Source organism: Algimonas ampicilliniresistens (assembly GCF_030159955.1).
In the GTDB taxonomy this organism is placed as follows: domain Bacteria; phylum Pseudomonadota; class Alphaproteobacteria; order Caulobacterales; family Maricaulaceae; genus Litorimonas; species Litorimonas ampicilliniresistens.
Map to the genome: position 1 here is coordinate 436,663 of NZ_BSNK01000001.1, position 21,517 is coordinate 458,179.

Annotated in this window: 12 protein-coding genes; all 12 read left to right on the plus strand. The window is 53.2% G+C overall.

Features of this window, described 5'->3' with window-relative positions; translation table 11 throughout:
- The first annotated feature begins 363 nt into the window (after positions 1-363).
- The 12 genes from QQL54_RS01960 to QQL54_RS02010 all read left to right on the plus strand — a co-directional run bounded on the left by QQL54_RS01960 (position 364) and on the right by QQL54_RS02010 (position 21,495).
- Positions 364-5,790, plus strand: a complete 5,427-nt coding sequence (locus tag QQL54_RS01960; protein WP_284386971.1) for an RHS repeat-associated core domain-containing protein — start codon at positions 364-366, stop codon at positions 5,788-5,790.
- Between the two features lie 4 nt (positions 5,791-5,794).
- A complete protein-coding gene (locus QQL54_RS01965) occupies positions 5,795-5,992 on the plus strand; it encodes a DUF2283 domain-containing protein (protein WP_284386972.1) in 198 nt (65 codons plus the stop codon).
- A 25-nt stretch (positions 5,993-6,017) separates the two neighbouring features.
- Complete coding sequence (locus QQL54_RS01970) at positions 6,018-6,299, plus strand: hypothetical protein (RefSeq protein ID WP_284386974.1); 282 nt, start codon at positions 6,018-6,020, stop codon at positions 6,297-6,299.
- Between the two features lie 318 nt (positions 6,300-6,617).
- Complete coding sequence (locus tag QQL54_RS15510; RefSeq protein WP_431355915.1) at positions 6,618-6,821, plus strand: ribonuclease domain-containing protein; 204 nt, start codon at positions 6,618-6,620, stop codon at positions 6,819-6,821.
- Entirely contained in the window at positions 6,818-7,114 is a 297-nt protein-coding gene (locus QQL54_RS01975; protein WP_284386977.1) for a barstar family protein, read from the plus strand. The genes QQL54_RS15510 and QQL54_RS01975 overlap by 4 nt, the downstream gene beginning before the upstream one ends.
- 172 nt (positions 7,115-7,286) lie before the next feature.
- Positions 7,287-7,571: a hypothetical protein gene (locus tag QQL54_RS01980; RefSeq protein ID WP_284386979.1), complete on the plus strand. Its 285-nt coding sequence runs from the start codon at positions 7,287-7,289 to the stop codon at positions 7,569-7,571.
- Between the two features lie 597 nt (positions 7,572-8,168).
- On the plus strand, positions 8,169-10,508 hold the full coding sequence (locus QQL54_RS01985; RefSeq protein ID WP_284386981.1) for a LysM peptidoglycan-binding domain-containing protein: 2,340 nt from the start codon (positions 8,169-8,171) through the stop codon (positions 10,506-10,508).
- A 68-nt stretch (positions 10,509-10,576) separates the two neighbouring features.
- Entirely contained in the window at positions 10,577-11,140 is a 564-nt protein-coding gene (locus QQL54_RS01990) for an ankyrin repeat domain-containing protein (protein ID WP_284389424.1), read from the plus strand.
- A gap of 269 nt (positions 11,141-11,409) precedes the next feature.
- A complete protein-coding gene (locus QQL54_RS01995) occupies positions 11,410-13,953 on the plus strand; it encodes a choice-of-anchor D domain-containing protein (RefSeq protein WP_284386984.1) in 2,544 nt (847 codons plus the stop codon).
- A 1,033-nt stretch (positions 13,954-14,986) separates the two neighbouring features.
- Positions 14,987-18,217, plus strand: coding sequence for a TonB-dependent receptor (locus tag QQL54_RS02000; RefSeq protein ID WP_284386985.1), 3,231 nt, complete (start codon positions 14,987-14,989; stop codon positions 18,215-18,217).
- A 117-nt stretch (positions 18,218-18,334) separates the two neighbouring features.
- A complete protein-coding gene (locus QQL54_RS02005) occupies positions 18,335-19,084 on the plus strand; it encodes a FadR/GntR family transcriptional regulator (RefSeq protein WP_284386988.1) in 750 nt (249 codons plus the stop codon).
- Positions 19,085-19,194: 110 nt separating this feature from the next.
- Positions 19,195-21,495 carry a chondroitinase-B domain-containing protein gene (locus QQL54_RS02010; RefSeq protein ID WP_284386991.1) on the plus strand — a complete coding sequence of 767 codons (2,301 nt, stop codon included), beginning with the start codon at positions 19,195-19,197 and terminating at the stop codon, positions 21,493-21,495.
- Positions 21,496-21,517 lie beyond the last annotated feature (22 nt).

Sequence of the window (21,517 nt, forward strand, 5' to 3'; positions counted from 1 at the left end):
AGCGGGACTCCTATGAGAGTAGCCTCAAACCCAAAGAGGTCGGCGTGATCTAGTAGTTCACCGAAGCTAACGGATTGCGTCACAGCAATACCAAGACACTTGTCCCTATGGGATACTTAATCCCACGCATCGTCGAGGATATTCTTGCCGGACATCTGTCCGTCTTGTCCCATTTTCTTGAAATATAGGGGGTTTACAGGAAAAATGCGCGACATCTTGGCTAATGCGGGTGTGCGGATCAGCCTATGCATCTTGCATGAGAAACTTCTTACCATGAAATCTGATGACAATGAGATCAGAGGAATTCGCAATCTAAGGATTCATTAACGAAATTCACAATTATGCCATGATTTCGACACATAGATGACACTAGAAGCCGATTATCGAGTTATTCATATTGCGCGGGGTGGGGCTCAAGCAGAACATTTAATTTGCGGTGGTGTCATGAAATCCTTCTTCAATGTTCGAGTCCCTGCCGCCTTGTCGACGATATTGTCGATTTTCTGGCTCAGCATATCGCTTGGTCATGCGCAAACGCCTCCTCTCGAACCACAGCCTGCGCCTCAACCATCCCCTGAAGATGCGATCCCTGTCCCGGGTTTTGCCCCTTTGTCATCATTCAGTTCAGGCGGGACTGAAGTCGAACCCATTGTTGAGTGGGACAAGCGGTCGAACATTGCACAGGAACTCACAGCCCACGGTTTGGACATCATGGGCGACAATATCGACCCTCATACGGGGACGATCTCCTTTCAGCACACGGACATTGATATTCCGGGCAACTCAGCTTTGCCTGTGAGGCTGACGCGTAAACTAACTCAGGGCTACTACCATAAGTTCAGCGTGGACGCTGAATTTGGGGATTGGAGTTACGACGTTCCCCGACTTCATGTCGTGACCCATTCCGATTGGACAGGGGCACGATGCAGCAACCCGACGTCTGTTTTCGGCGTCGAGTCATACCCTAATGCAGGCGGCTTATCGGGGCTTGCGTATCCGGTGGAGTATTCAAGCGGCTTAATGCTGGATGCCCCGGGATCCGGATCGCAACAAGTTCTTCAGAAATCCACGTCCATTACGACGCCGTTTCCAGCGGCAGCAAAGCATGTCACCGCGGATAATTGGTATTTGACGTGCGGGTCAGCCAGCGACGGCGGAGAAGGCTTTATCGCGAAGGCTCCCAACGGGGATAGCTACCGCTTCGACAAATATATCAAATATGATCACATCAATCTTGGCGCGTTCGGTCCGGACGGCGCAAACTCAAGCGCGGTCATGCCGCTGTCTCGCGTCAAAGTCATGCTGATGGCGACAGAGGTCACGGACGTTCATGGCAACTGGGTTCGGTATGCTTACGACTCTTCCAATCGCCTCACTCAAATCCACTCGAACGATGGTCGGTCCATCACATTAAGTTATTCTGGGTCGTCAAAAGTTATTGCCAGTGCGGCCACAAACGGTCGGACGTGGACCTATAATTATACATCAACGAGCGTGTCAGACCCGTTTTTGGGAGATTTCAACGCGGCCAAAAAGATTCTCACCAGCGTCACTCGGCCCGACAGCAAGTCCTGGTCGTTCAGTCTCGCCTACATGCACATGCGCCCCTATGCGGGAACAGCTTGCATCAACAATGGCGGCACCATGTCGCTGACCCATCCTAATGGTGCTGTAGGGACGTTTGACATTAGCGAGAAAAACCACCGCAATGGGTTTGCACATTGGCGGGTCGAGGCGTCTTTACGGTGCTCGGGTGGCTTTCCTGCGCCGTTTGGAACGCCGGACAATTATGACATCATCCACGAAACAATGGATACCATGTCCGTCACTCGGAAGACGATTACAGGCAACGACATTCCAACGTCGGAGTGGCTTTATTCTTACGAGGAAGATTACCCGGTTTCGCGTTACCCAGTCGGGCATGCTATTGAAGGTCATCCGATTGCTTCATCATCGACCGACCCGACAAACTGGACGAAAGTTGTCGGCCCAGATGGCGTTGAAAACACCTTCTATCATTATTGGAACATTATGTCGGGCGGCGGACCTCACCTGCATGCCGGGACAGCGTTTGGTGGTAAATTAGCGCGTATGGAAATCCGCAGCACGGCGGGCGGAACCATCGTCGAAACACGGCAGAATGATTATCTTCAAACCGGGACTTATGGGGGGAGTTATATCCCCAATAACTACTCGCTTCCGCCAATTTCGCGTATTCTGTCACCTCTGTCTGCTGGCACGCCGGTCGAGATTGAAAAGACAGTGGTCGCCCGCGACGGCGATACGTTTACGAGCGAGTCTGATTACAATACTAACCAGTCATCAAGCGCCTATTCCTACAGTCTGCCTATAGCGACGCGCACATTTTCGAACGTGTCTACGACGCCGAGACAACGCACAACGACTTACGAGCATAATGCGACAAAGTGGATTTTAGGGCTGCCCAAAACAATCTCGATCGCGGGCACTCAGGTCGCGGGCTACACCTATAACACCAACGGACAGAAGACGGCACAGACGAGTTATTCACTGCCTTGGGCGACATTTGGCTATAATGCTGACGGCACAATGAGTTGGTTCAGAGATGCGCTGAACCGCCAGACGCAAGCGCAGAACTGGAAGCGCGGCAAGCCGCAGCTCGTGGTCTATCCTGACGTGACAAGCATGTCCCAGGTCGTCGACAATAATGGCTGGGTGACCAGCCAGACGGACCCGAAATCCCAAACCACAGCCTACCAATATGACGCGATGGGACGCCTGACATTGCTGAACCCGCCGGGCAGCTATTTCAGCAACACGTCCATTGCCTATAGTTTCCCAGCTTACGGCGCGGTTCAGACCATCACGCAGGGTAATCGCCAGACCGTCATCACCCATGACAGTATGCTCCGGCCCATTCTAAATCACACGAGAGATATAACCACCACCAGTGGGCAATCTTACGTCAAATCGACCTATGACGTGATGGCGCGGCCGCTCTTCACCTCGTTCCCCTCTGGCTCCTCGTCTCCCACAACGGGAACGACCATTAGCTATGACGCGCTGGGACGCACAAAAACACAAGCGGAGAATGTCACCCCCTTTGCGACGACTTCATTCGCCTATCTGTCCTCACACCGAACGGCTGTGACTGACCCGGCGTCTCAAGTCACGACGACGTGGACCGATGGCTATGGTGGGCCGGGCGAGGGCGATGTGCTCAAGATTCAGCAGCCAGAGAGTGTGACGACGGACATGGTCCGCAACGCATTGGGCAACGTTACAAGCGTGACCCAGAGTGGCGGCGGAGCAACCACCACGCGGAACTATTATTACGATGCGCGCCAGCGTCTCTGCCGTTACGTCACGCCGGAAGCCGGACACACAGTCTATAAGCATGATAATGCGAACCAGCTGACACATTATGCGCGGGGCTACGCCGCTGGGACTGGATGCGTCACCCCAACTGGCGTGGAACGAGTCCTGCTCACTTACTGGCCACGGGGCGGCTTGAGGGCGACCGCGTTTAGCGATGGTGTGACGCCAGATATTGAGCGCACCTATGACGCCAATGGTAATCTCACGCAGGTCTATCGCGGCAGCAGTGGTGACGCGGTGAACTGGGATTACGAATATGACGTGATGAATAATCTGACGCGGGAGAAGCTGACGACGGACGGGCGTATCTACGACACGACCTATGTCTATAATCCGCTCAGCCATATCACGAAGAAGACGCTGCCCGGCGGATTTGATATTAACTCCGTCCCGGACGCACTCGGTCGCGACAAAACCGTGCAGATCGGCAGCTCCAATCTTGCCACCAATGCGGTCTACCATGCGGGCGGCTTCTTAAGCACGATGAATTATGGCAATGGTCACGCCTATGTGCTGACCCCGGATGCGCGGCTGAAGCCGGCACGGATTAGAGCGTCCAAAACCGGCACGCTCGCCTTTGATCAGCAATATGGCTACACGCCGCGCGGACAGATATCTGGCGTGACGGATCTGGCAGACTCCGGCAATACGCGCAGCTATGGCTATGATAATCTGGGCCGCCTGACTTCGGCGAGCGGGCCATGGGGCGCCGGGTCATTCACCTATGACGCGCTTGGCAATCTGAAAACCAAGGCACGCGGCACGCGCTCTGTCATCAATGTCTATGACGCACCGTCCAATCGGCTGATCCGCTCGCTCGACAATCTCGCGCTCGCGTCGGGCGGACAAGGGGATCGCTGGATTGCCTATGATGGTCGCGGCAACATGCAGCAATTTGGCCCGACATGGCTCGCCTATGACAAAAATTATCAAATGACCTCGTCAGCCGCGACAACCAGCGGCACGACGACCTCCTACAAATATGACGGCAATCAGAAACGTGTGCGCCTCATTGCGGCCACCCCGTCAGCCGCCATGGCATCCGGTGGCGGCTCCAGCGAATCCGCCAGCGCATTCTCGGCAGACGTATCGCGGCTGACCTCAGCGGCCCGAACATCGGAGTCGCGCTCGAAATCCAGCCTGCCCCCATCGGAGGTGTCGGACATTCTGGCATCCATGCTGTCCACCGCAACGGAAGGGCGTTTTGATCGCCTATCCGACGGGACAGCGGAGGCGATGGCCGCGCGGGCCCGTCCGGTTTATGCGGACCGCGCCCGCGGCGGCTTTGACGCCTACAAAGAGGTCGAAGCCAAGCCTGAAAAGGGCGGCGCTGCGGACAGCCTCTCTCCGGCTTTGGGCGCGTCCACAGCGTCGGCGACGGCCTCACCCGGCTGTACCGGCCCGGTCGATAAAACCATTTTCAACGTCTATAATGCGGCGGGGCAGCTCGCGCTCGTGGACAAGGCGCATTTGTGTAAGATGACGCTTTATGTGCGCGGCGCGGGGATGAGCCTCGCGCGGATCGAGGTCGATACGGTCGCGCTCACCTACACGCGGACCTATCTCCACCCGGATCAGCTCGGCTCGGCCACAGCCGGCACGAGCCAGAGCGGCGCGGTCCTGTGGCGGGAGCAATATGCCCCCTATGGCGACAAGCTCACCGCCCCCGCCGCCAATGATGATCTCGGCAGCTTCACCGGCCACATCGACGATGACGCCACCACAGACATGAACCTGACCTACATGCAGGCCCGCTACTACGATCCGGGCGCTGGGCGGTTTACGAGCATCGATCCGGTGACGTTTTTGGACACGATGGAGCCCGGGATGGTGAATCGGTATGCTTATACGATGGGCGACCCGGTTAATCTTATCGATCCGTTAGGTGAGCAGGGCTGTAGTGTAGCTGATGACAATTGCACCGCGAGTGAAGTTTCAAACACTGTTGATGATTTGGCATCTCAATTGACCAAGGAGAATGTAGTAAACTTCTTTGATGGATTAATTACTGGTCTCGGAGAGGCATTAGAGAGTACGTTAAGTGTCAATCCGCATGTAGAAGTGCAAGTTGATACGTCCGACTTCGTTTCTGACTCTGAGGTGAATGCGAATTCTCCCGCCCATATAGCCGGTTCTGCAACTGCAGCAATAGTAGGAGTGGCAGGGACAAGAGGGAGAAGAGTTGTCAATTCAAACCTAGCGCATGCAGCGAAAAGAGCTGTGGAAAGGGCGGGGTTTGGGACTACTAAGGAAGCCACCGTCGCACTAAGAGGGCTTTCTAAGAGTATAAGAAGGAATGGTTTACCGAACGGAACTTTACCCGATCCGTCAAAAGTAGATCGTTTGCGGGTTCCTTTTGGGACGGGATCTGCTGTTTTCCAAGAAACAAAATCAGGTGCACTTCGATTGAAGACTGTACTTCCAGGAGATTAGAAATATGACTCAAAAAAATCGGCGGTATATTTTTGAAGAAAATGGCGAAAACGCATATCTCTATCTTGCGGGTGAACCAAAAAAGGTTGCTAAAACTGTCGCAATAGATCTGCCGCTTGATACGGTTTCTGATGTAGAAGTGAACCTCGACTTCGATGAGAGAAATAAGTTGATTGGCATCGAGTTTATGAGAAACTCATAGCCTAGAGGCGGCGCATCTGTGCCAGATGACGCTTTACGTGCGCGGCGCGGGTATGGCCCTCGCGCGGATCGAGGTCGATACGGTCGCGCTCACCTACACGCGGACCTGTCTCCACCCGGATCAGCTCGGCTCGGCCACAGCCGGCACGAGCCAGAGCGGCGCGGTCCTGTGGCGGGAGCAATATGCGCCCTATGGCGACAAGCTCACCGCCCCCACCACCAATGATGATCTTGGTAGCTTCACTGGCCACTATGAAAAACACATATGTTGCGAGAGCGATCTGTTCGGTCAGAGCAGAAAACCCTGAATATGATCGTGGTATGCGCGGAGCCTACTTAGGTGTCTTATGCCGAGCCCTATCTATATCTGACGCGGCAAGTCTTATTTCTAATGAGTTTGAGGCATTGGATTTAAATCTCGTTGGATTTGAATTGATAGTGGACCATAGGTATCTAGATCGATCTTTGAGCGAATATGAAAAAGATTTGTTAGAGGAACTCGATATTTTCCCTATTCAATATCGGAACGTTCATTATTTCTCGCCTGATTCTTAACCTCTGTTTTGATCTACTTCCTCAGAAGTCCGGACTGTCTAAGCAAACCAATCCCCCTTTCAGACCAAACAATGCCCCCCGATGGATTTGTTGGAGGTAGGGCATTTAAGAACCGGGAGGGAAAATTGCCTGCAAACGGACAATACCGAGAATTTGATGTAGGCCCTAAAGTACCTGGCCAAAGTAGGAATTCTGAAAGAATTGTTGTTGATGACGCCAATGATCGCGCATACTTTACAGACGATCACTATGGAAGCTTCAGAGAAATCGAATGAAAATCCAATCAAACAAGAATATTTTTCACGTAAAAATTGGTAAAGATGTGTCTAATAAATCAGCCTTATTTGACGTGTTTTCCACTGCTTTACAATTCCCTAGCTATTTCCAAAATAATTGGGACTCGTTCGAAGAATGCTTAAATGACTTGAGTTGGTTGGGTGATGGTATCGTTCTGCTTAGTCATGAGAGTTGGCGTGATAACGCTCTTTCGAAAGATAAAACTTATTCCAATATTTTATCAGATTTAGATGAAAATGCAGCAATGCCTATTGTAATCGAGGGTATATAATCGCTGTTTAAGCGAGAGATCGGTGGGTGTTTTGTGCCCCATCTCTCGCTGGCTGCCGCCATGTCATCTGGGAGCGCCTCCAGCGCATTCTCAGCAGACTTATAGCGCTAACCTTAACGTCTATAATGCGGCGGGGCAGCTCGCGCTCGTGGACAAGGCGCATCTGTGTAAGATGACGCTTTATGTGCGCGGCGCGGGGATGAGCCTCGCGCGGATCGAGGTCGATCCGGTCGCGCTCACCTACACGCGGACCTATCTGCATCCAGATCAACTCGGCTCGGCCACAGCCGGCACGAGCCAGAGCGGCGCGGTCCTGTGGCGGGAGCAATATGCCCCCTATGGCGACAAGCTCACCGCCCCTGCCGCCAATGATGATCTCGGCAGCTTCACTGGTCACTATTATCAGATCAATCCTCGTTTATTCGCCTATTTCATGTCTTTAAGTCAGCTGGTTTGACCAAACCAATCCGCTCCCTCCCAACCCCACTTACTCTCACTGCGTTCGCTACAGACACGGGGAGGTGCATGGCCCTCGGCGTGGCGAGCAGGTGTGAGGGCTTGGATTTGCGTGCGGGGGACGTCCCGCGCCAGAGTGATCTGGCGGCGCTCGGTCAAACGGGAACCGCGCAAGACTAAGCGGGATGCGGGCGGGCTTATGCACCCGCACTGCGCCCTTTGATGTCTCGCCTCTGTGCGTTGTTGGTCGATGCGGACCCCGAGAGCCAAACATCCTGTTTCGCCACGTCTGGTGGATCAGGTTAGGCCGGGGACCCCGCAAAGATGGACCGCGCGCAGGGGCGGCGGGATCAGGCTGATCGCCTCGCGCGGGTGTCTTCCCGTCGTAAATAGGTGTGTCTTTTCCTCTATCCTTCGGCGGATAGAGACCCGCGCCCTGTGTCACTTTCCACAGAAAGTGCCGATCCGTCAGTTCCGCGATGGCTGACCGTACTTACGGGCCTGCCTGAGCGGCAGGGCTCCGCTCTCCACGCTTCATCTCTCCAGCACTTCGACCACGACCGCCTATGCTTGGTATGACGGCGCGGTGGCGTCTTCGGTGAGCTATGACAGCGACACGTCGGACGGCTCCAACGCGCTGCACACGACCACCTATACGCGCGATAGCTCGGGTGATCTGACCAGCAGTTACATCAATGATGGCCGTCCGCGCACGGTCACCTTCACGAATGATGTTTCGGGTCAGGTTATTGACCGGACGGAGGTCAGCCCGGCGGCCTATGAACCGCGCGAAATCCGCTACCGCTTTGGCGGGCGCGAGATGGGGATGACGGGCAATAATGGCGATGTCGCGCAGATGGATTATGCGCATGCGGCGGCGGACCGGACGATCACGCCGGACACGGGGGCGAATGGCGCGTTCCGGCACGGCTCGACGTCGGATGACCGGGTCGCTGACTTCAACAATAGTTTTGATCCGATCAATAGTTACGCGCAGGGCAGCCGGGCCGGGACCTATATGGCGCGCGGCGGGGAGACATTCTCGGCGCTGGCCGCGTCGCTCTATGGCGATAGTGCGCTGTGGTATAAGTTAGCGCAGGCGAACCCCGCTATCGCGTCCCCGGACGTCGCGCTGAGCGCGGGTCAGACCGTGCGCTTGCCCGCCAATGTGATGCGCAGCAGCTTTAATGCGTCCATCTTTGCGCCTTATGATCCCGGCGAGGCGATCGGCGACCTCTCCCCCACCACGCCAGAGCAGCCCAAAGAGGGCGGACAGAACTGCGGCGTCGTGGGGCAGATCCTGCTGACGGTGGTCGCTGTCGCCGTGTCAGCGATTGTCGCGCCTTATCTGACGGCGGCACTAGGGACTGTGGCGGGTGGAGCCGCAACCGGAGCTGTTGCCTCGACTGTCTCGCAGGGCGTCGGTGTCGCCACCGGTATCCAGGACAAGTTCAACTGGAAATCGGTCGGTCTGGCCGCGATCAGCGGAGGGCTCAGCCGAGGGGCCTCGGCGAAGTTCGGGGGCTCAACAAACTTTGGTCAGGATTTACTCCGGGGGAGCGGAGTTAATGCGCTGACGCAGGGCCTCGGCGTGGCGACAGGTCTGCAAGAGAGCTTTAGCTGGTCTGGCGTCGCGGCGGCGGGCATTGGGTCTGGCGTCGGCGCGGCGGCTGGGCGTGAGCTTGGATCTGGATTCGGAAATGGGATCGGCCGCGATGTCGCGGTCGGCACCGCCTCCGCGCTGGCCAACGCGGCCACGCGCAGCGCGCTGGACGGCAGTAACTTCGGCGACAATATCGTCGCGGCGATACCAGATGTGATCGGCGGAGCTTTGGGTAATGCGGTGGGGAGTGCGGTCGGTAGCACCTTAGCGAGCCGAGCGGACAGGACTGCGGTGCTGGGATCGTCGGCGACAACAGCCCAATCCGGACTGGCCCAAAGCCATGCCCTGACGCAAGGCGTGACCTATGCGCCGGACGAAGTGACGGTGACGGGCGTGCGGGTTTCCGGCGTGAGTCTGGAGCAGGCTCGAGCTTTCAATCTCGGTGCGCAGCGCGACGCTGAGGTCGCACAGATCGTTGCGGGCCGTCATGACGCCTTCTGGGCTAACCATCTCGGGGCCAATCGGCTGGCATCAGTTGCCGCCGTGAACCGGCATGCGGACTTTAACGTGGCGTATGACTCATTGATCGGGGCGACGGCGGCGTCACGCTTTGGCGCGATTGGCTCCGCCGAAGTCGCGATCGGCCGCCACGCCAGAGCCATTGCGGAACCGCGACTGGCCCGGCTTGCCTATGAAGAAGTCGTTCGAGCCACACAAGACATCAACCGTCAGATAATGGTGGAGAATTATCATGGCTTGGCAACGCATATGGCGCAGGCTCAGCGTCCAATCGCGGAGGGCCTAAGCTACATTCCCGTCGTGGGAGGCGGGGCCGCCGCTGCCATGGCCTATCAAGATTATAAAAATGGTGACAAAATTAGCGCTATTGCCAATGTAGCTGGAGTTATTCCGGGTGTAAAATTGGTTGGCCTTGGGAGCAAGTTCGGTGCGCGTAGTACGAGATTGGTCGCCAATACAGTCGAGAACCGCTCGGCGCTCCGATCGATTCATGCGCAGGCCAATACTGTGCTCACAGCTGCTAAGTCGGGGCACAAACGTTTTGGGGATCACGTTCATCACGTGCTACCGATCAAAGGCGTCGGGTCTCGCATCGATAAGCTGCGTGTGAGAGTGGCACAGAGAGTTTTGATCAAGAACGGTATCAATCCTGGCGTTGATATTGACAATCTCGTATTTGCGGCGCGAGGACGAGGTGTGCACGGGAAAGTTCCTCAGAGGGAACTGACGGAAGAAATCTTTAAAGCGCGAGATCGCGGTGCTGGCAAGCTTCGAGAGATTCTCAGAGACCATAGAATAATTGCGAGAGAAAAGTGACTGTCATATTGCGTTCTAAAATAAAGCGGCGTTTTAGCGAGGCTATCGAGGACTGTAACGTTGCAGTAGTGTCGCAACTTCTTAAAGAATATCCTTGGCTGCAATCAACAAAGCATTCTTTAGGTGGTGACGCCTTATACTACGCTGTTCTCAGAAATAAGGGGCAACCATTAGATTTGATTGTGTCTTTGCTCGAAAATTATGGGTTTGACGTAAATACTCCTACCAAAGTTTACGGTGATGCGGCCATCGCAGCCGCAGCACGTGAAGGTGATGCTCGGATTGTCCGCTATCTTCTCTCGAAGGGCGCAAAACTTGACACGTCAGCCTCGATTCGAAACCCAATGTTCGCGGCAATCAATGGGAAAGCACAAGATGTTATGCAGATCTTAATCGACGCTGGTATCGACCTTTCAGTTAAATATTATACGGATACGATGAACGGTTTGGATGCGGCAGCATTTGCAGCCTGGAATATGGACGAGGCGGGTCTCGACCTTTTGGCCAAACATCTCGGCAAAGGCGATCCAATCGCAGTTCAGGCCATCAAGGTTAAGGCGCATGCTGACGCAGCGTCGCAAATCTTGCTCGCCGGACCTTCTGATGACGAGCTAGATGAGTTTGAGGGTTAACATCGGACTGACAACACGCGCAAAGTAACGAGAAAAACCATCTGATCTATTACAGGTTGGCTTCTAACGCAGGGCAGTCGGGCGGGGACCTATATGGCGCTTGGCCGCATTTCAGCCCATGCGCCATATGGTTGGAAGTTTTGTCTGGCACCATCCATTTTTCTGTCTGGCCCTACTGCAACCTCGTTCCAGACCATAGGCTCCAACTAGGATGTTAGTCTGCGCGATTGATCAATCGTCAGGCTACGGTTCTTTATAGGGAGTTTGCGATGAGATTGTTATTTAAATTAATAGCAGGGTTGATTGTTTCGGGCGGCACGGCCGCACAGGCCTATGCGGATACGATCTTCTCCGATGATTTCGAAACCGGGACGGTAAGCGCCTGGACGACGACCGGGACTGTCGGGGCATCAACAAGCAAGGCGATCGGAACTTACTCCATGCGTTTGCGCGGCACCGCGTCAGGGACCATAAATCTTTCGAGTGTGGGGTATTCGAACGTCTCCATTTCCATGAGCCTTGCGGCGACATCACTTGAGAATAATGATGACTGTTATGCCGAATTTTCAACCGATGGCGGCAGTAATTGGTCGATCGTGACGCAAGTCAGCAATGGTCAGGATAATGGCACATTTTATTCTGGATCGGCGTCTCCGGCGAGTGCGGAGGATAATGCAAATCTGGTCGCACGGTTCCGAGGAACCGGCGGTACGACCGGCGACTATTGTTATGGGGACAATGTGCTGCTGAGTGGAGATTTGGGCGGGATCAATCCCGCGCCGGAGATTGATGCGCCCGTTAGTCTGGCGTTTGGTAATGTACAAACCGGGACGACCGATAATTCCGTCCTGACAGTCAGCAATAGCGGTGACGCCAACCTCTCGATCGGGTCGATTTCCGGACTGGCTACGCCGTTCACGATCACGAGTGATAGCTGTTCGAACCAGACTGTTTCGCCATTGGCGAGCTGCGCTATTGGCGTGTCCTTCTCTCCGACCTCTGAAATTTTCTATTCGGATAGCCTATCTATCCTGTCGAATGATGCGGACGAAAATCCCTTGGTGGTGAATGTCTCGGGAACAGGATCTTCAACTGGTGGCGGCCCCGTCGATAATTACGATCCGCTGTCGGGCAGCGGCAATGTGGCTCGATCCGAACTGGGATATTCAGTCCTCATGAATGGCACTGATCCCGGGCAGCTCGTCAACATGTCCGCCTTCGCGCTTCCCGTTGAGGCCGCCCAGCCGTCCCATAATTTCGAAGGCCGGCTTGTTTTGCAGGGCGAAGCCACAGGCGGAGGATTTGACGAGCAAAAGGATACATTCCGATATACTGGAAATTCGGACACGACCCGCAAGCATTTGCCGGAATTCGATTTCGATTTCGTCCAGACCGGAACGCATATTTTTCCCGTCGAACGCGGAGCGATTGCTTCGTCGCACCCTGAGTGGGAATATATTTTCTCCCCCGGTCGGGTCTGGCAGGAAAACAATGACTTCGGATATAGCCGCGTTTCAATTCCCTTTGCCCTGATGCAGAAAAACGCAAATTGCGTGCATAATGGCGCGATGAGCTTTCTCTTCAAGGATGATGGCTCCGTCTCCAAAGTGTCTTACCAGATAAGCGCCGAGACTTGTCTCTACTTCAAGGTGGATATGTGGGGGTTGCTTGATGCGACTTACACACCAGCATCCGTATCGAACGCGACCGCTCTGAAAGCCGACTATCAGGCCGAGGTTGCCAATCGGATGCCTCGCAAGCCGTTCAGTGATCTGGCCAGCGATTACCCTGGTGTCGATCTGTCCGCTTTCTCAGCGCCCAACAGCACGGATCCCACTCATGTGACACTATATGGGTTTGTCATAAATGGGACGCATTACTCTGGCGGTTGCGAGACTCGGAATGGCCCCTATCCGTTCTGCGAGGCGATGGTTGTTCCATCATATTCTGCAGCGAAAAGCACTTTTGGGGGCGTCGCGTCCATGCGCTTGGAGCAGAAATATCCCGGCACATTCAGTACGGTGATCAGTAATTATGTGCCGGCTTGTGCCGCAGACGGAAACTGGAGTGACGTGACCGTTCATAACGCCCTCGACATGGCGACTGGCAATTACGGCTCCGGTCTGTACCTGTCGGACGAGGGCCGGTCACATACGAATGGCCTGTTCCTCTCGGAAGATCATGCCAGCAAGATCAACTATAGCTGCACGCAATATTCGCGAAAATCAGCTCCCGGAACGAAATGGGTTTATCATACGTCTGACACCTATATTTTGGGGCGGACACTGAACGAATATCTGAAAGCTACGGAAGGTTCTACCAAGGACATATTTGCCGACACAATCGTCGAAGAGCTTTGGAAGCCGATCAATTTGAGCCCGACGGCGCAATTTACACGGCGGACCTATGACTCAGTGGCGCAGCCTTTCACGGGCTGGGGACTGATGTGGATGGCGGATGATGTCGCCAAGATCACGAATTTCCTAAATGTCGATGATGGCCAGATTGGAGGTCAGGCGATGCTTGATCCGACACAACTCAGCGCCGCCATGCAGAAGGATATCAATGATCGAGGCTTGGACATTCCGATTGCTGATCCGTTCAAATATAATAACGGCATGTGGGCCCATGAAGTGAGTTCATCACTGGGTTGTGCGAACAATACCTGGATTCCTTTCATGTCGGGCTATGGTGGGATCACAATCGTCATGATGCCGAATGACACGACCTATTATATGTTCAGTGATGACGACACTTACTTCTGGCTGGACGCTGCCATAGAGTCGAATTCCATATCGAATGCGTGTCAGTAATGGGCGAGGGTCTCCTGACGCGGCATTGTCAGGGGACCCTTCGTTTGAAGCGATGTAATAGGGTCAGTACATGACCAATTTTCCGCTCTGCTACTCAGAGCGGAGCGCCTATCTCGGCTTCCAATAGCGTATCACGCCTGCCAACCAAGCGGGCTTGGAGCTATGCTAGAGATGGGACTCGATATCTTGCGAGAGTAGGGCGAAGCTCGCGTCTCTCGTGAACTTGGACTGGTCTCATATTTCTCTAACCTGCGAAACTTCGCGTTATTAAGAGAGATGTGGGGCCCGCTGTAAGCCTGAGAGAGGGCTGGTCATGTTCGCGCGTCCGTCCCGCTCGTTGAGGGGCCCGGTGACGCCCAGTTCTACGAGGCTCTGAAGCGACGTCTTGCACTACATGATCGTTCGGGTGACATGGACCCGTTATTCCCGTTGGAAGTAAGACGAGTTACTGCCCATGGGTTAAGCTGATCAGGTCATTTGTTATCGACCGGTCTGAGCCTCCGATGAGTTTCCTAGTTATAGCCGACGGTGATGACTCCAGCGACGTGAGTTAGGTTCTAAGCGAGGAGTTGGGTTCGGTTTGGCTGCTGTGCGTCCCGAGATAGTGAGGGCGGCAACTTGCTGGAGTAACATGCGTTCGACACAGGAAAGGCACCGCGAACGTGCCAGGGCTCGGCGCAAGGCAATGCCATGCTTGCGACCAACTGGTGACTGCATCGATTGTTCTTTACCCTGACTTGGTAAAAAATCTTGCGTCGTCCGATTAAGCTGACAACGCCTCATTTTTCGACTGCACTAAGACCGTGATTTCCTGTGGTAGCTCCCACCGAGGGCTTCATCCGAAACTTCCGTTCCTACAGTAATGTAGCCAAATCATCAAAATTGGTATTACCAATAATTCCACAGTGGTTCAAAAATTGACTTGACTACTTTTGTCATTTCGGTTCTGTCTGTTGGTAACAAAAAGTATCAAAGGGGAAATCTGATGCCGTCCTACGCCATCGCTGTATCGAAAAATGTTGATTGCGGCCGCATGGCCCGTCGTTGTGCTTTAATGGTCGGTGTTTCGACGATGGTACTCAGTTTCGCTCCGAGTGTGTGGGCGCAGGATGCCTCGTCGGATGAAGTTGTCGCAACGGGTACGCGCCAAGTCATTCAAGATTCAATTGCGCTTAAGCGTCAGAATACGCAGATTGTTGATGGTTTATCGGCGGATGAGATTGGTGACATTCCGGCCTTGTCGATCGGTGAGGCTCTGGAAAATGTGACGGGTGTCGCCTCCCACCGTGAGAATGGCGGGGCAACTGAAGTCTCCATTCGGGGCCTTGGCCCCTATCTGTCATCTACTGTCGTGAACGGTCGAGCGGCCACGAACGGATCAGGGGATAGGTCCGTGAACTTTTCGCAGTTCCCATCGGAAATGGTCAATAAGCTCGCGGTCTTTAAAACGCAGGATGCCAGTCAGATTGAAGGCGGTGTAGCCGGTCAAATTCAACTGGAAACGCTTAAGCCGTTAGACTTCGGTAAGCGTCGCGTACAATTTGATATCAAAGGAAACGTCAACCCGGATCAATTGGATCAAAGTAACACTGAGGCAGGCGACCTGGGCTATCGCCTAACAGGTAGCTATTCGGATCAATTCGAAGTTGGGACGGGTGATATCGGTATTTCCATAGGTGTTCAGCGGAGTGATATTTCTCAGCCAGAGGCAGAAAGTCGTCAAACTGGACCGACTAGTAATTCACGTCCGGCCTGTTTGATTACCAACGGATTGGCTGGCTACACAGATCCAGATAATGGCGGAACATTTACGGGGTTTTCTAACAACCCTGAAACAAGAGACCGGGGGGATGATGATTGTGATGATTTCAATGATCGTCGCAATCCAAACAATCTTGATGTTCGGGGGTCGGACACAGAAGGATATGACACTGCAATTGACCCCGCAACAGGCCTGGCCATTGATGCGGGTACGGCCATTGCTTTCGCTCCTTCACAGCGTCATTTTCGTCAAAATGATACTCGCGACCAACGGGATGCTATCTTTGGCGCAGTTCAATGGCAGCCGAATGATCGGCTTGACATCAACTTAGATGCACAATGGTCGGAGCGTATTCAGTCAGAGCAACGCAATGATCTGACATTCAATGGTGGGCGTCGTAATGATACATCATTGAACATCGGTCCCGGCGGCACAACGACAACGTTTGATAGCTTGGTCACGACGCCCAATGGCGGAATTTTGCGTGCGATTACGGATAATTCGATTGAAGTTCAGGGCGGTGATTTTGCTCGAAAGGAAACATATTTCGGGGGTGGCTTGAATGTGGAATACGAACTTTCCGATCGTCTGACTGTCTCAGCTGATATTGCGCACTCCAATACTGAGCGGACAGAGCGCGCTCTTGAATTTAGGATTCAGTCGAACATTTCGCCTGTGATCGAGTTTGACAGGACGCAGGGAAACGTGCCTGTTTACACGCTCTATGATGAAGTGTTCGACGTCAATGATCACGACAACTATGTTGATCGACTACGCGTCCGCATCGACAATGATGTGTTGCGAGACAATACGATCAATTCTGCGCGTTTCGATGTCGACTACGACCTTGGCGGCAGTTTTTTCAAGAATGTTCAGGCTGGTGTGCGCTTGGCTGAACAGGATTATCTTGAATTGCCAGGCGGGGCTGACTCGGGTGATCCATTCAACATCACATCCGGTCGCTTTTCGTTTGAGATCGAGGATAATACGGACCTGAACATCAATAACCGCCAGGTCGTCGATGGATCCGGATCCGCCGCTACAGGTTTGGCATCAAGCTGGGTCGATATTATTGCATCGACTAACCAGGCGTGCCGAACACAGTTCCCAGAGGGCAATTCCTTCCTTAGCAGTCAGCGGAGTGGCGATCTCGTCACGAATATCGCTGATGACGGTACTGTCCTGAGTTCGACGAATTCTTGGGCCACCTTTGATGCTCGCTGTGTTGCAGAAACAGCTGTCTCTTCACTCAACTCAATCTTGGATCAGATCAATCTTGCGATTGCAGACCGGGGCGACGTAGACGATCCGCTCTCAGCGCTCAGTGCGGGAATCCCGGGCCTGATTGAACAGAATAGCCGAACAATCGACGTCAAAGAGACCACGACGGCGTTCTATGTGATGTCGAACTACGAAACGGCTTTCAATGGCTTGCCGGTTTCAGGGAATGTCGGGGCTCGGATCATTCAGACGGATGTCGAGGCAACAGGTTATCGTCCTCAATTGACGGTCACGGATACGAACGGCGTCTTTACGATTGCTGAAGGGTCTCTTGAGGCAGTCACCGAGGAGTTCGACTATATAGAAATCTTACCGAGCGCGAATGCGATCATCGAACTCTCGGATGATAAAGTCTTCCGTCTTGGGGTCTTCCGCGCCCTGTCCCGCCCTGATCCTGCGGATATGGGCTTTGGCCGGAGCATTAACGTCATTGGTGACGATGAAGATGCAACATCACTCGAAGGGCTGATCCAGAATATCTCCGCAAACGGTAATCCATCTCTCGGACCTTTGACGTCTTGGAATTTCGACGCGGGTTACGAATGGTACCCTAACGAAGATTCAATCCTTGCTATTGGAGCCTATTACAAGATCTTCCAAGGCGGGTTCGAGAATGTCATCCAGAACGAAACTTATCAGTTAAACGGGCAGGACGTTACATTCCCAGTTTCGGTCCAACAGGTCGGTGAAGAGAAGAGTAACCTGTTTGGGATTGAGGTCACAGGATCACATCGCTTTAGCTATCTACCGGGTGCGCTGAGCGGTCTGGGTGCGAAGGTTAGCTATAACTATGTCGACTCAAACTTTGAGTTTGAAGACAGCCGATATGGGGATGCTTTCACGCGTCAATTGGACGGTACAAGAGTTCAGACAAACCAAGGTGTTATTGCCCCGGGCGGACTACCGGGACTGTCTAAGCACACATTATCTGCGCAAGTTTACTACCAGATCGGCGAGCTCGACCTTCAAGTGAACTACAAGTACCGGGATGATTATTTCCAGCCATTCGTATCTGACGGAACACGTTTGCGGTTTGTGGGTGATGTCGGTGTCTGGGAAGCCAGAGCGTCATACAATCTGACGGATAACTTCCGCCTGACAGCAGAAGCGATCAACATTTTCAGCGCACCGAAAGAGCAGTTCGCTTTTGTTCGAGACGATCTATATGAAGTCAATGATTATGGTCCTCGTATCTTCTTCGGATTGCGAGGCCGATTCTAGTTCGCCGTTTTCATTGAACAGATTACTTTGAATGAGGTAAGCTTCTGCCCGGGCTTCGGTTGCAAGCTCAGGCAGAAACGCCTTAAGCAAGTCGGAATCCGTTGAGTGGGAATTGGAATGACCGATAAACGTCTATACCATCAGGTTGCGGAGCAGATAATTGATCTGATCGAATCCGGTGAGTACCCTCCGGGGAGTCGTTTGCCGGGGGAGCGTGACCTTGCCGAGAAGTTTGGCGTCAGTCGGGTGTCCGTCCGTGAGGCTGAGATATCTCTTCAAGCTGTTGGCCGATTAAGCATCAAGGTCGGTTCCGGTGCTTACGTAATGGATCCTTCCGAAGGTCACCCGGGTGTTTTACCTGCCGTTAGCGCGTTTGAGTTGACGGAAGCGCGAGCCTTGTTCGAAGCCGAGTCGGCCGCCATTGCGGCTCCGATCATTTCCGATGCAGACCTGGATCGCCTGGAGAGCCTCATTCAAATTATGGCATCTGACACAGATGATGGAGAGCTAAATGCCGAAAAAGCGGATGAAGAATTCCACCGTGTGATTGCCAAGGCATCCAATAATGATGCCATTGTTTTTACGATCGAGAACCTTTGGCGTATGCGCTCAGAGGCCGTTCAAGTGCAGAGCATCTACAACTCAGTTTGTAAGCAAGACGCGAAGTCTCGAGAGTTGGAGCATAGAGCGATACTTGATGCGTTGAAGGCACGCGATAGCTCCGCGGCGCGCAATGCTATGCGCGCGCACTTCACGCGGATGATCGAGGCGCTCCTCGTCGCCTCTGAGGCCGAAGCCTATCGCCAAGTTAAGCAACAAGCGTCAGAAAGCCGGTCACGGTTTCTAATGGCATCACGACTTGGATAACCATTTTGGCGGACCAATATATCAATAATTGGTATTGATGATGGTTGATCTTTAACGATAGGCGGTTTTAAGTCTCCATGGGTGGCAGGAATATGTCGCAGGGGACTAACATGAATTTTTCGAACTCGCAGGATGATGAAGATCTCTCACTTCGTCGTGTGTTCATGCCAGTGCGTGCAGTGACGTTATGCTTCACCATCGCAAGTTTGTGCTTCTGTCCGGCTCTCGCTCATGCTGCCGATAGGCTCGTCAGAACTCAATCCGAATATAAGGATGCGCTGAAGGCGTTGGGTCCCGGTGATCGGGTCATTCTAGCAAACGGGACGTGGGAAGACTTTGAGATTGTTTTCACAGGGGAGGGAGAGGTCGATAAACCAATCACTCTGACGGCTGAGACCAAAGGAGAGGTTTTCATCACCGGTCAATCCAATCTTCGCATGGCGGGCAATTATTTGGAAGTGTCAGGGTTGGTGTTCAAGGACGGCTATACGCCGACTCGGGACGTCATTGCCTTCCGCCGGACAAAACAGCACCTCGCAAATAACTCAAGAGTCACAGAAGTCGTCATCGACAATTTCAATCAGCCTGAACGCCATAAAGTTGATTTCTGGGTGATGATGTATGGCAAGAATAATCGGTTTGATCACAATCATCTGGTTGGGAAACGTAATAAGGGCGTGACGATGGCTGTGCGTCTCGACGCAGAAGAAAGCCGAGAAAACCGTCATCGTATCGACCATAATTACTTTGGCCCGCGCCCGATTTTGGGGTCGAATGGTGGCGAGACATTGAGGATTGGAACCAGCAAATATTCTCTCTCAGACTCTCTGACGGTCGTAGAAAACAACTATTTTGATCGATGCGACGGAGAGGTTGAAATCATCTCCAACAAGTCTGGTCGAAACACGTTCCGAAACAACACATTTGAACGATCGCGCGGGACACTGACGCTTCGTCACGGCAATCATAATTTGGTGGAAGGAAATGTCTTCTTTGGTCACGGCGTTGATCATACGGGCGGCATCCGCGTCATCAATGCGAGCCAGACAATCCGTAACAATTATATGGAAGACCTAACGGGTACTCGGTTTGGCGGCGGCTTGACCGTCATGAACGGTGTCCCGAACTCACCGATTAATCGCTACCATCAGGTCAAAGATGCGAAGATTGAAAACAATACGCTCATCAATGTCGATAATGTTCAATTGGGTGCGGGCAGTGATGAAGAACGGTCGGCGGTACCTGTCGACAGCGCAGTTTCTAACAACCTCTTTGCGCATAGTGAGGGGCAAGATATATTCACTGTTTACGATGATGTATCCGGCATTGTGTTCCGTCAGAACATTGTATCAGGTTTGAATGTCCCCCAGTTTTCTCATGGTTTTCAGCGGAAAGACGTTCCACTTGAGCGCGCGGATAACGGACTTCTTTACCCGATTGGTTTGGAGGGTGTCGGCATTCGGCGGAAACTAGATGTTACGACAAAAGATATGACGGGGGTGTCCTGGTTTCCCAAAGCCGAGCCAAATGTTCCGTTCGGATCTGGGAAAACCATAAAAGTTGATGATGATAAGGCGTTGTTTAAAGCTGTCCAATCAGGGCAGGCGGGTGACACGATTCAGTTGAAGCCTGGCGAATATACGGTTTCCACATTTCTCCCTATTGGCAAGCCGATCTCTATCAAAGCGAATGGAGACGCGAATATCGTATTTGAAGGCCGGACTCTATTCGAAATTCAAGATGGCGGTAGTTTGCAACTTGACGGATTGAAGATTTCAGGGGCTGAGTCTCCCGATGATGTCGGCAATAGCGTGATACGGACGAGTCCGGATTCCATGCTGAATAACTACCGTCTGGAGATTTTCGAGAGTGAGTTCACCCAACTAGACAGCAATCGAGATTTCCACATCATCAAGGCTACGAAAGGGACATTTGCCGACCATATTATCATCCGTAATTCGACCTTCTCAAATGTCAGTGGGTCCATCGTTCGATTGACTGACGAAGTTGAAGATAACGGAATCTACGGTGCTGAGTATGTGACTGTGGATGGATCTAGCTTCAGCAATATTGGCGGTCCTGTTCTCGATATTTATCGAGGCGGAACGGATGAGAGTACATTTGGTCCTCATGTGGAACTGGTTGGCTCGACTCTCGTCAAGGCGGGCCATAGCAATCGAAACATATCTGGTGCATCAATTCGCCTTCACGGCGTCCAGGTCACGAGCATTAAAGACACTCATTTTGCGAAGTCGCAACCTGTCTTGATCAAGCACACGGTCGGCGAGCCTCAGACCCGTATTATCGGCAATCGGTTCGATCGTCATGATGGTGTCGAGGTTATAGAACTGAATAGCGGTATGCCTCCATCCGTTACCTTCCAAGATAATGACATGACTGGCAGCCAATGAGGCGAGGTTGATGCAGTAACGC

Excerpts from the sequence above, each read along its gene's own strand:
- QQL54_RS01960 (WP_284386971.1), top strand. The coding sequence starts at position 364 with ATGACACTAGAAGCCGATTATCGAGTTATTCATATTGCGCGGGGTGGG.
- QQL54_RS01965 (WP_284386972.1), top strand. The coding sequence starts at position 5,795 with ATGACTCAAAAAAATCGGCGGTATATTTTTGAAGAAAATGGCGAAAAC.
- QQL54_RS01970 (WP_284386974.1), top strand. The coding sequence starts at position 6,018 with ATGACGCTTTACGTGCGCGGCGCGGGTATGGCCCTCGCGCGGATCGAG.
- QQL54_RS15510 (WP_431355915.1), top strand. The coding sequence starts at position 6,618 with ATGCCCCCCGATGGATTTGTTGGAGGTAGGGCATTTAAGAACCGGGAG.
- QQL54_RS01975 (WP_284386977.1), top strand. The coding sequence starts at position 6,818 with ATGAAAATCCAATCAAACAAGAATATTTTTCACGTAAAAATTGGTAAA.
- QQL54_RS01980 (WP_284386979.1), top strand. The coding sequence starts at position 7,287 with ATGACGCTTTATGTGCGCGGCGCGGGGATGAGCCTCGCGCGGATCGAG.
- QQL54_RS01995 (WP_284386984.1), top strand. The coding sequence starts at position 11,410 with ATGAGATTGTTATTTAAATTAATAGCAGGGTTGATTGTTTCGGGCGGC.
- QQL54_RS02000 (WP_284386985.1), top strand. The coding sequence starts at position 14,987 with ATGGCCCGTCGTTGTGCTTTAATGGTCGGTGTTTCGACGATGGTACTC.
- QQL54_RS02005 (WP_284386988.1), top strand. The coding sequence starts at position 18,335 with ATGACCGATAAACGTCTATACCATCAGGTTGCGGAGCAGATAATTGAT.
- QQL54_RS02010 (WP_284386991.1), top strand. The coding sequence starts at position 19,195 with ATGAATTTTTCGAACTCGCAGGATGATGAAGATCTCTCACTTCGTCGT.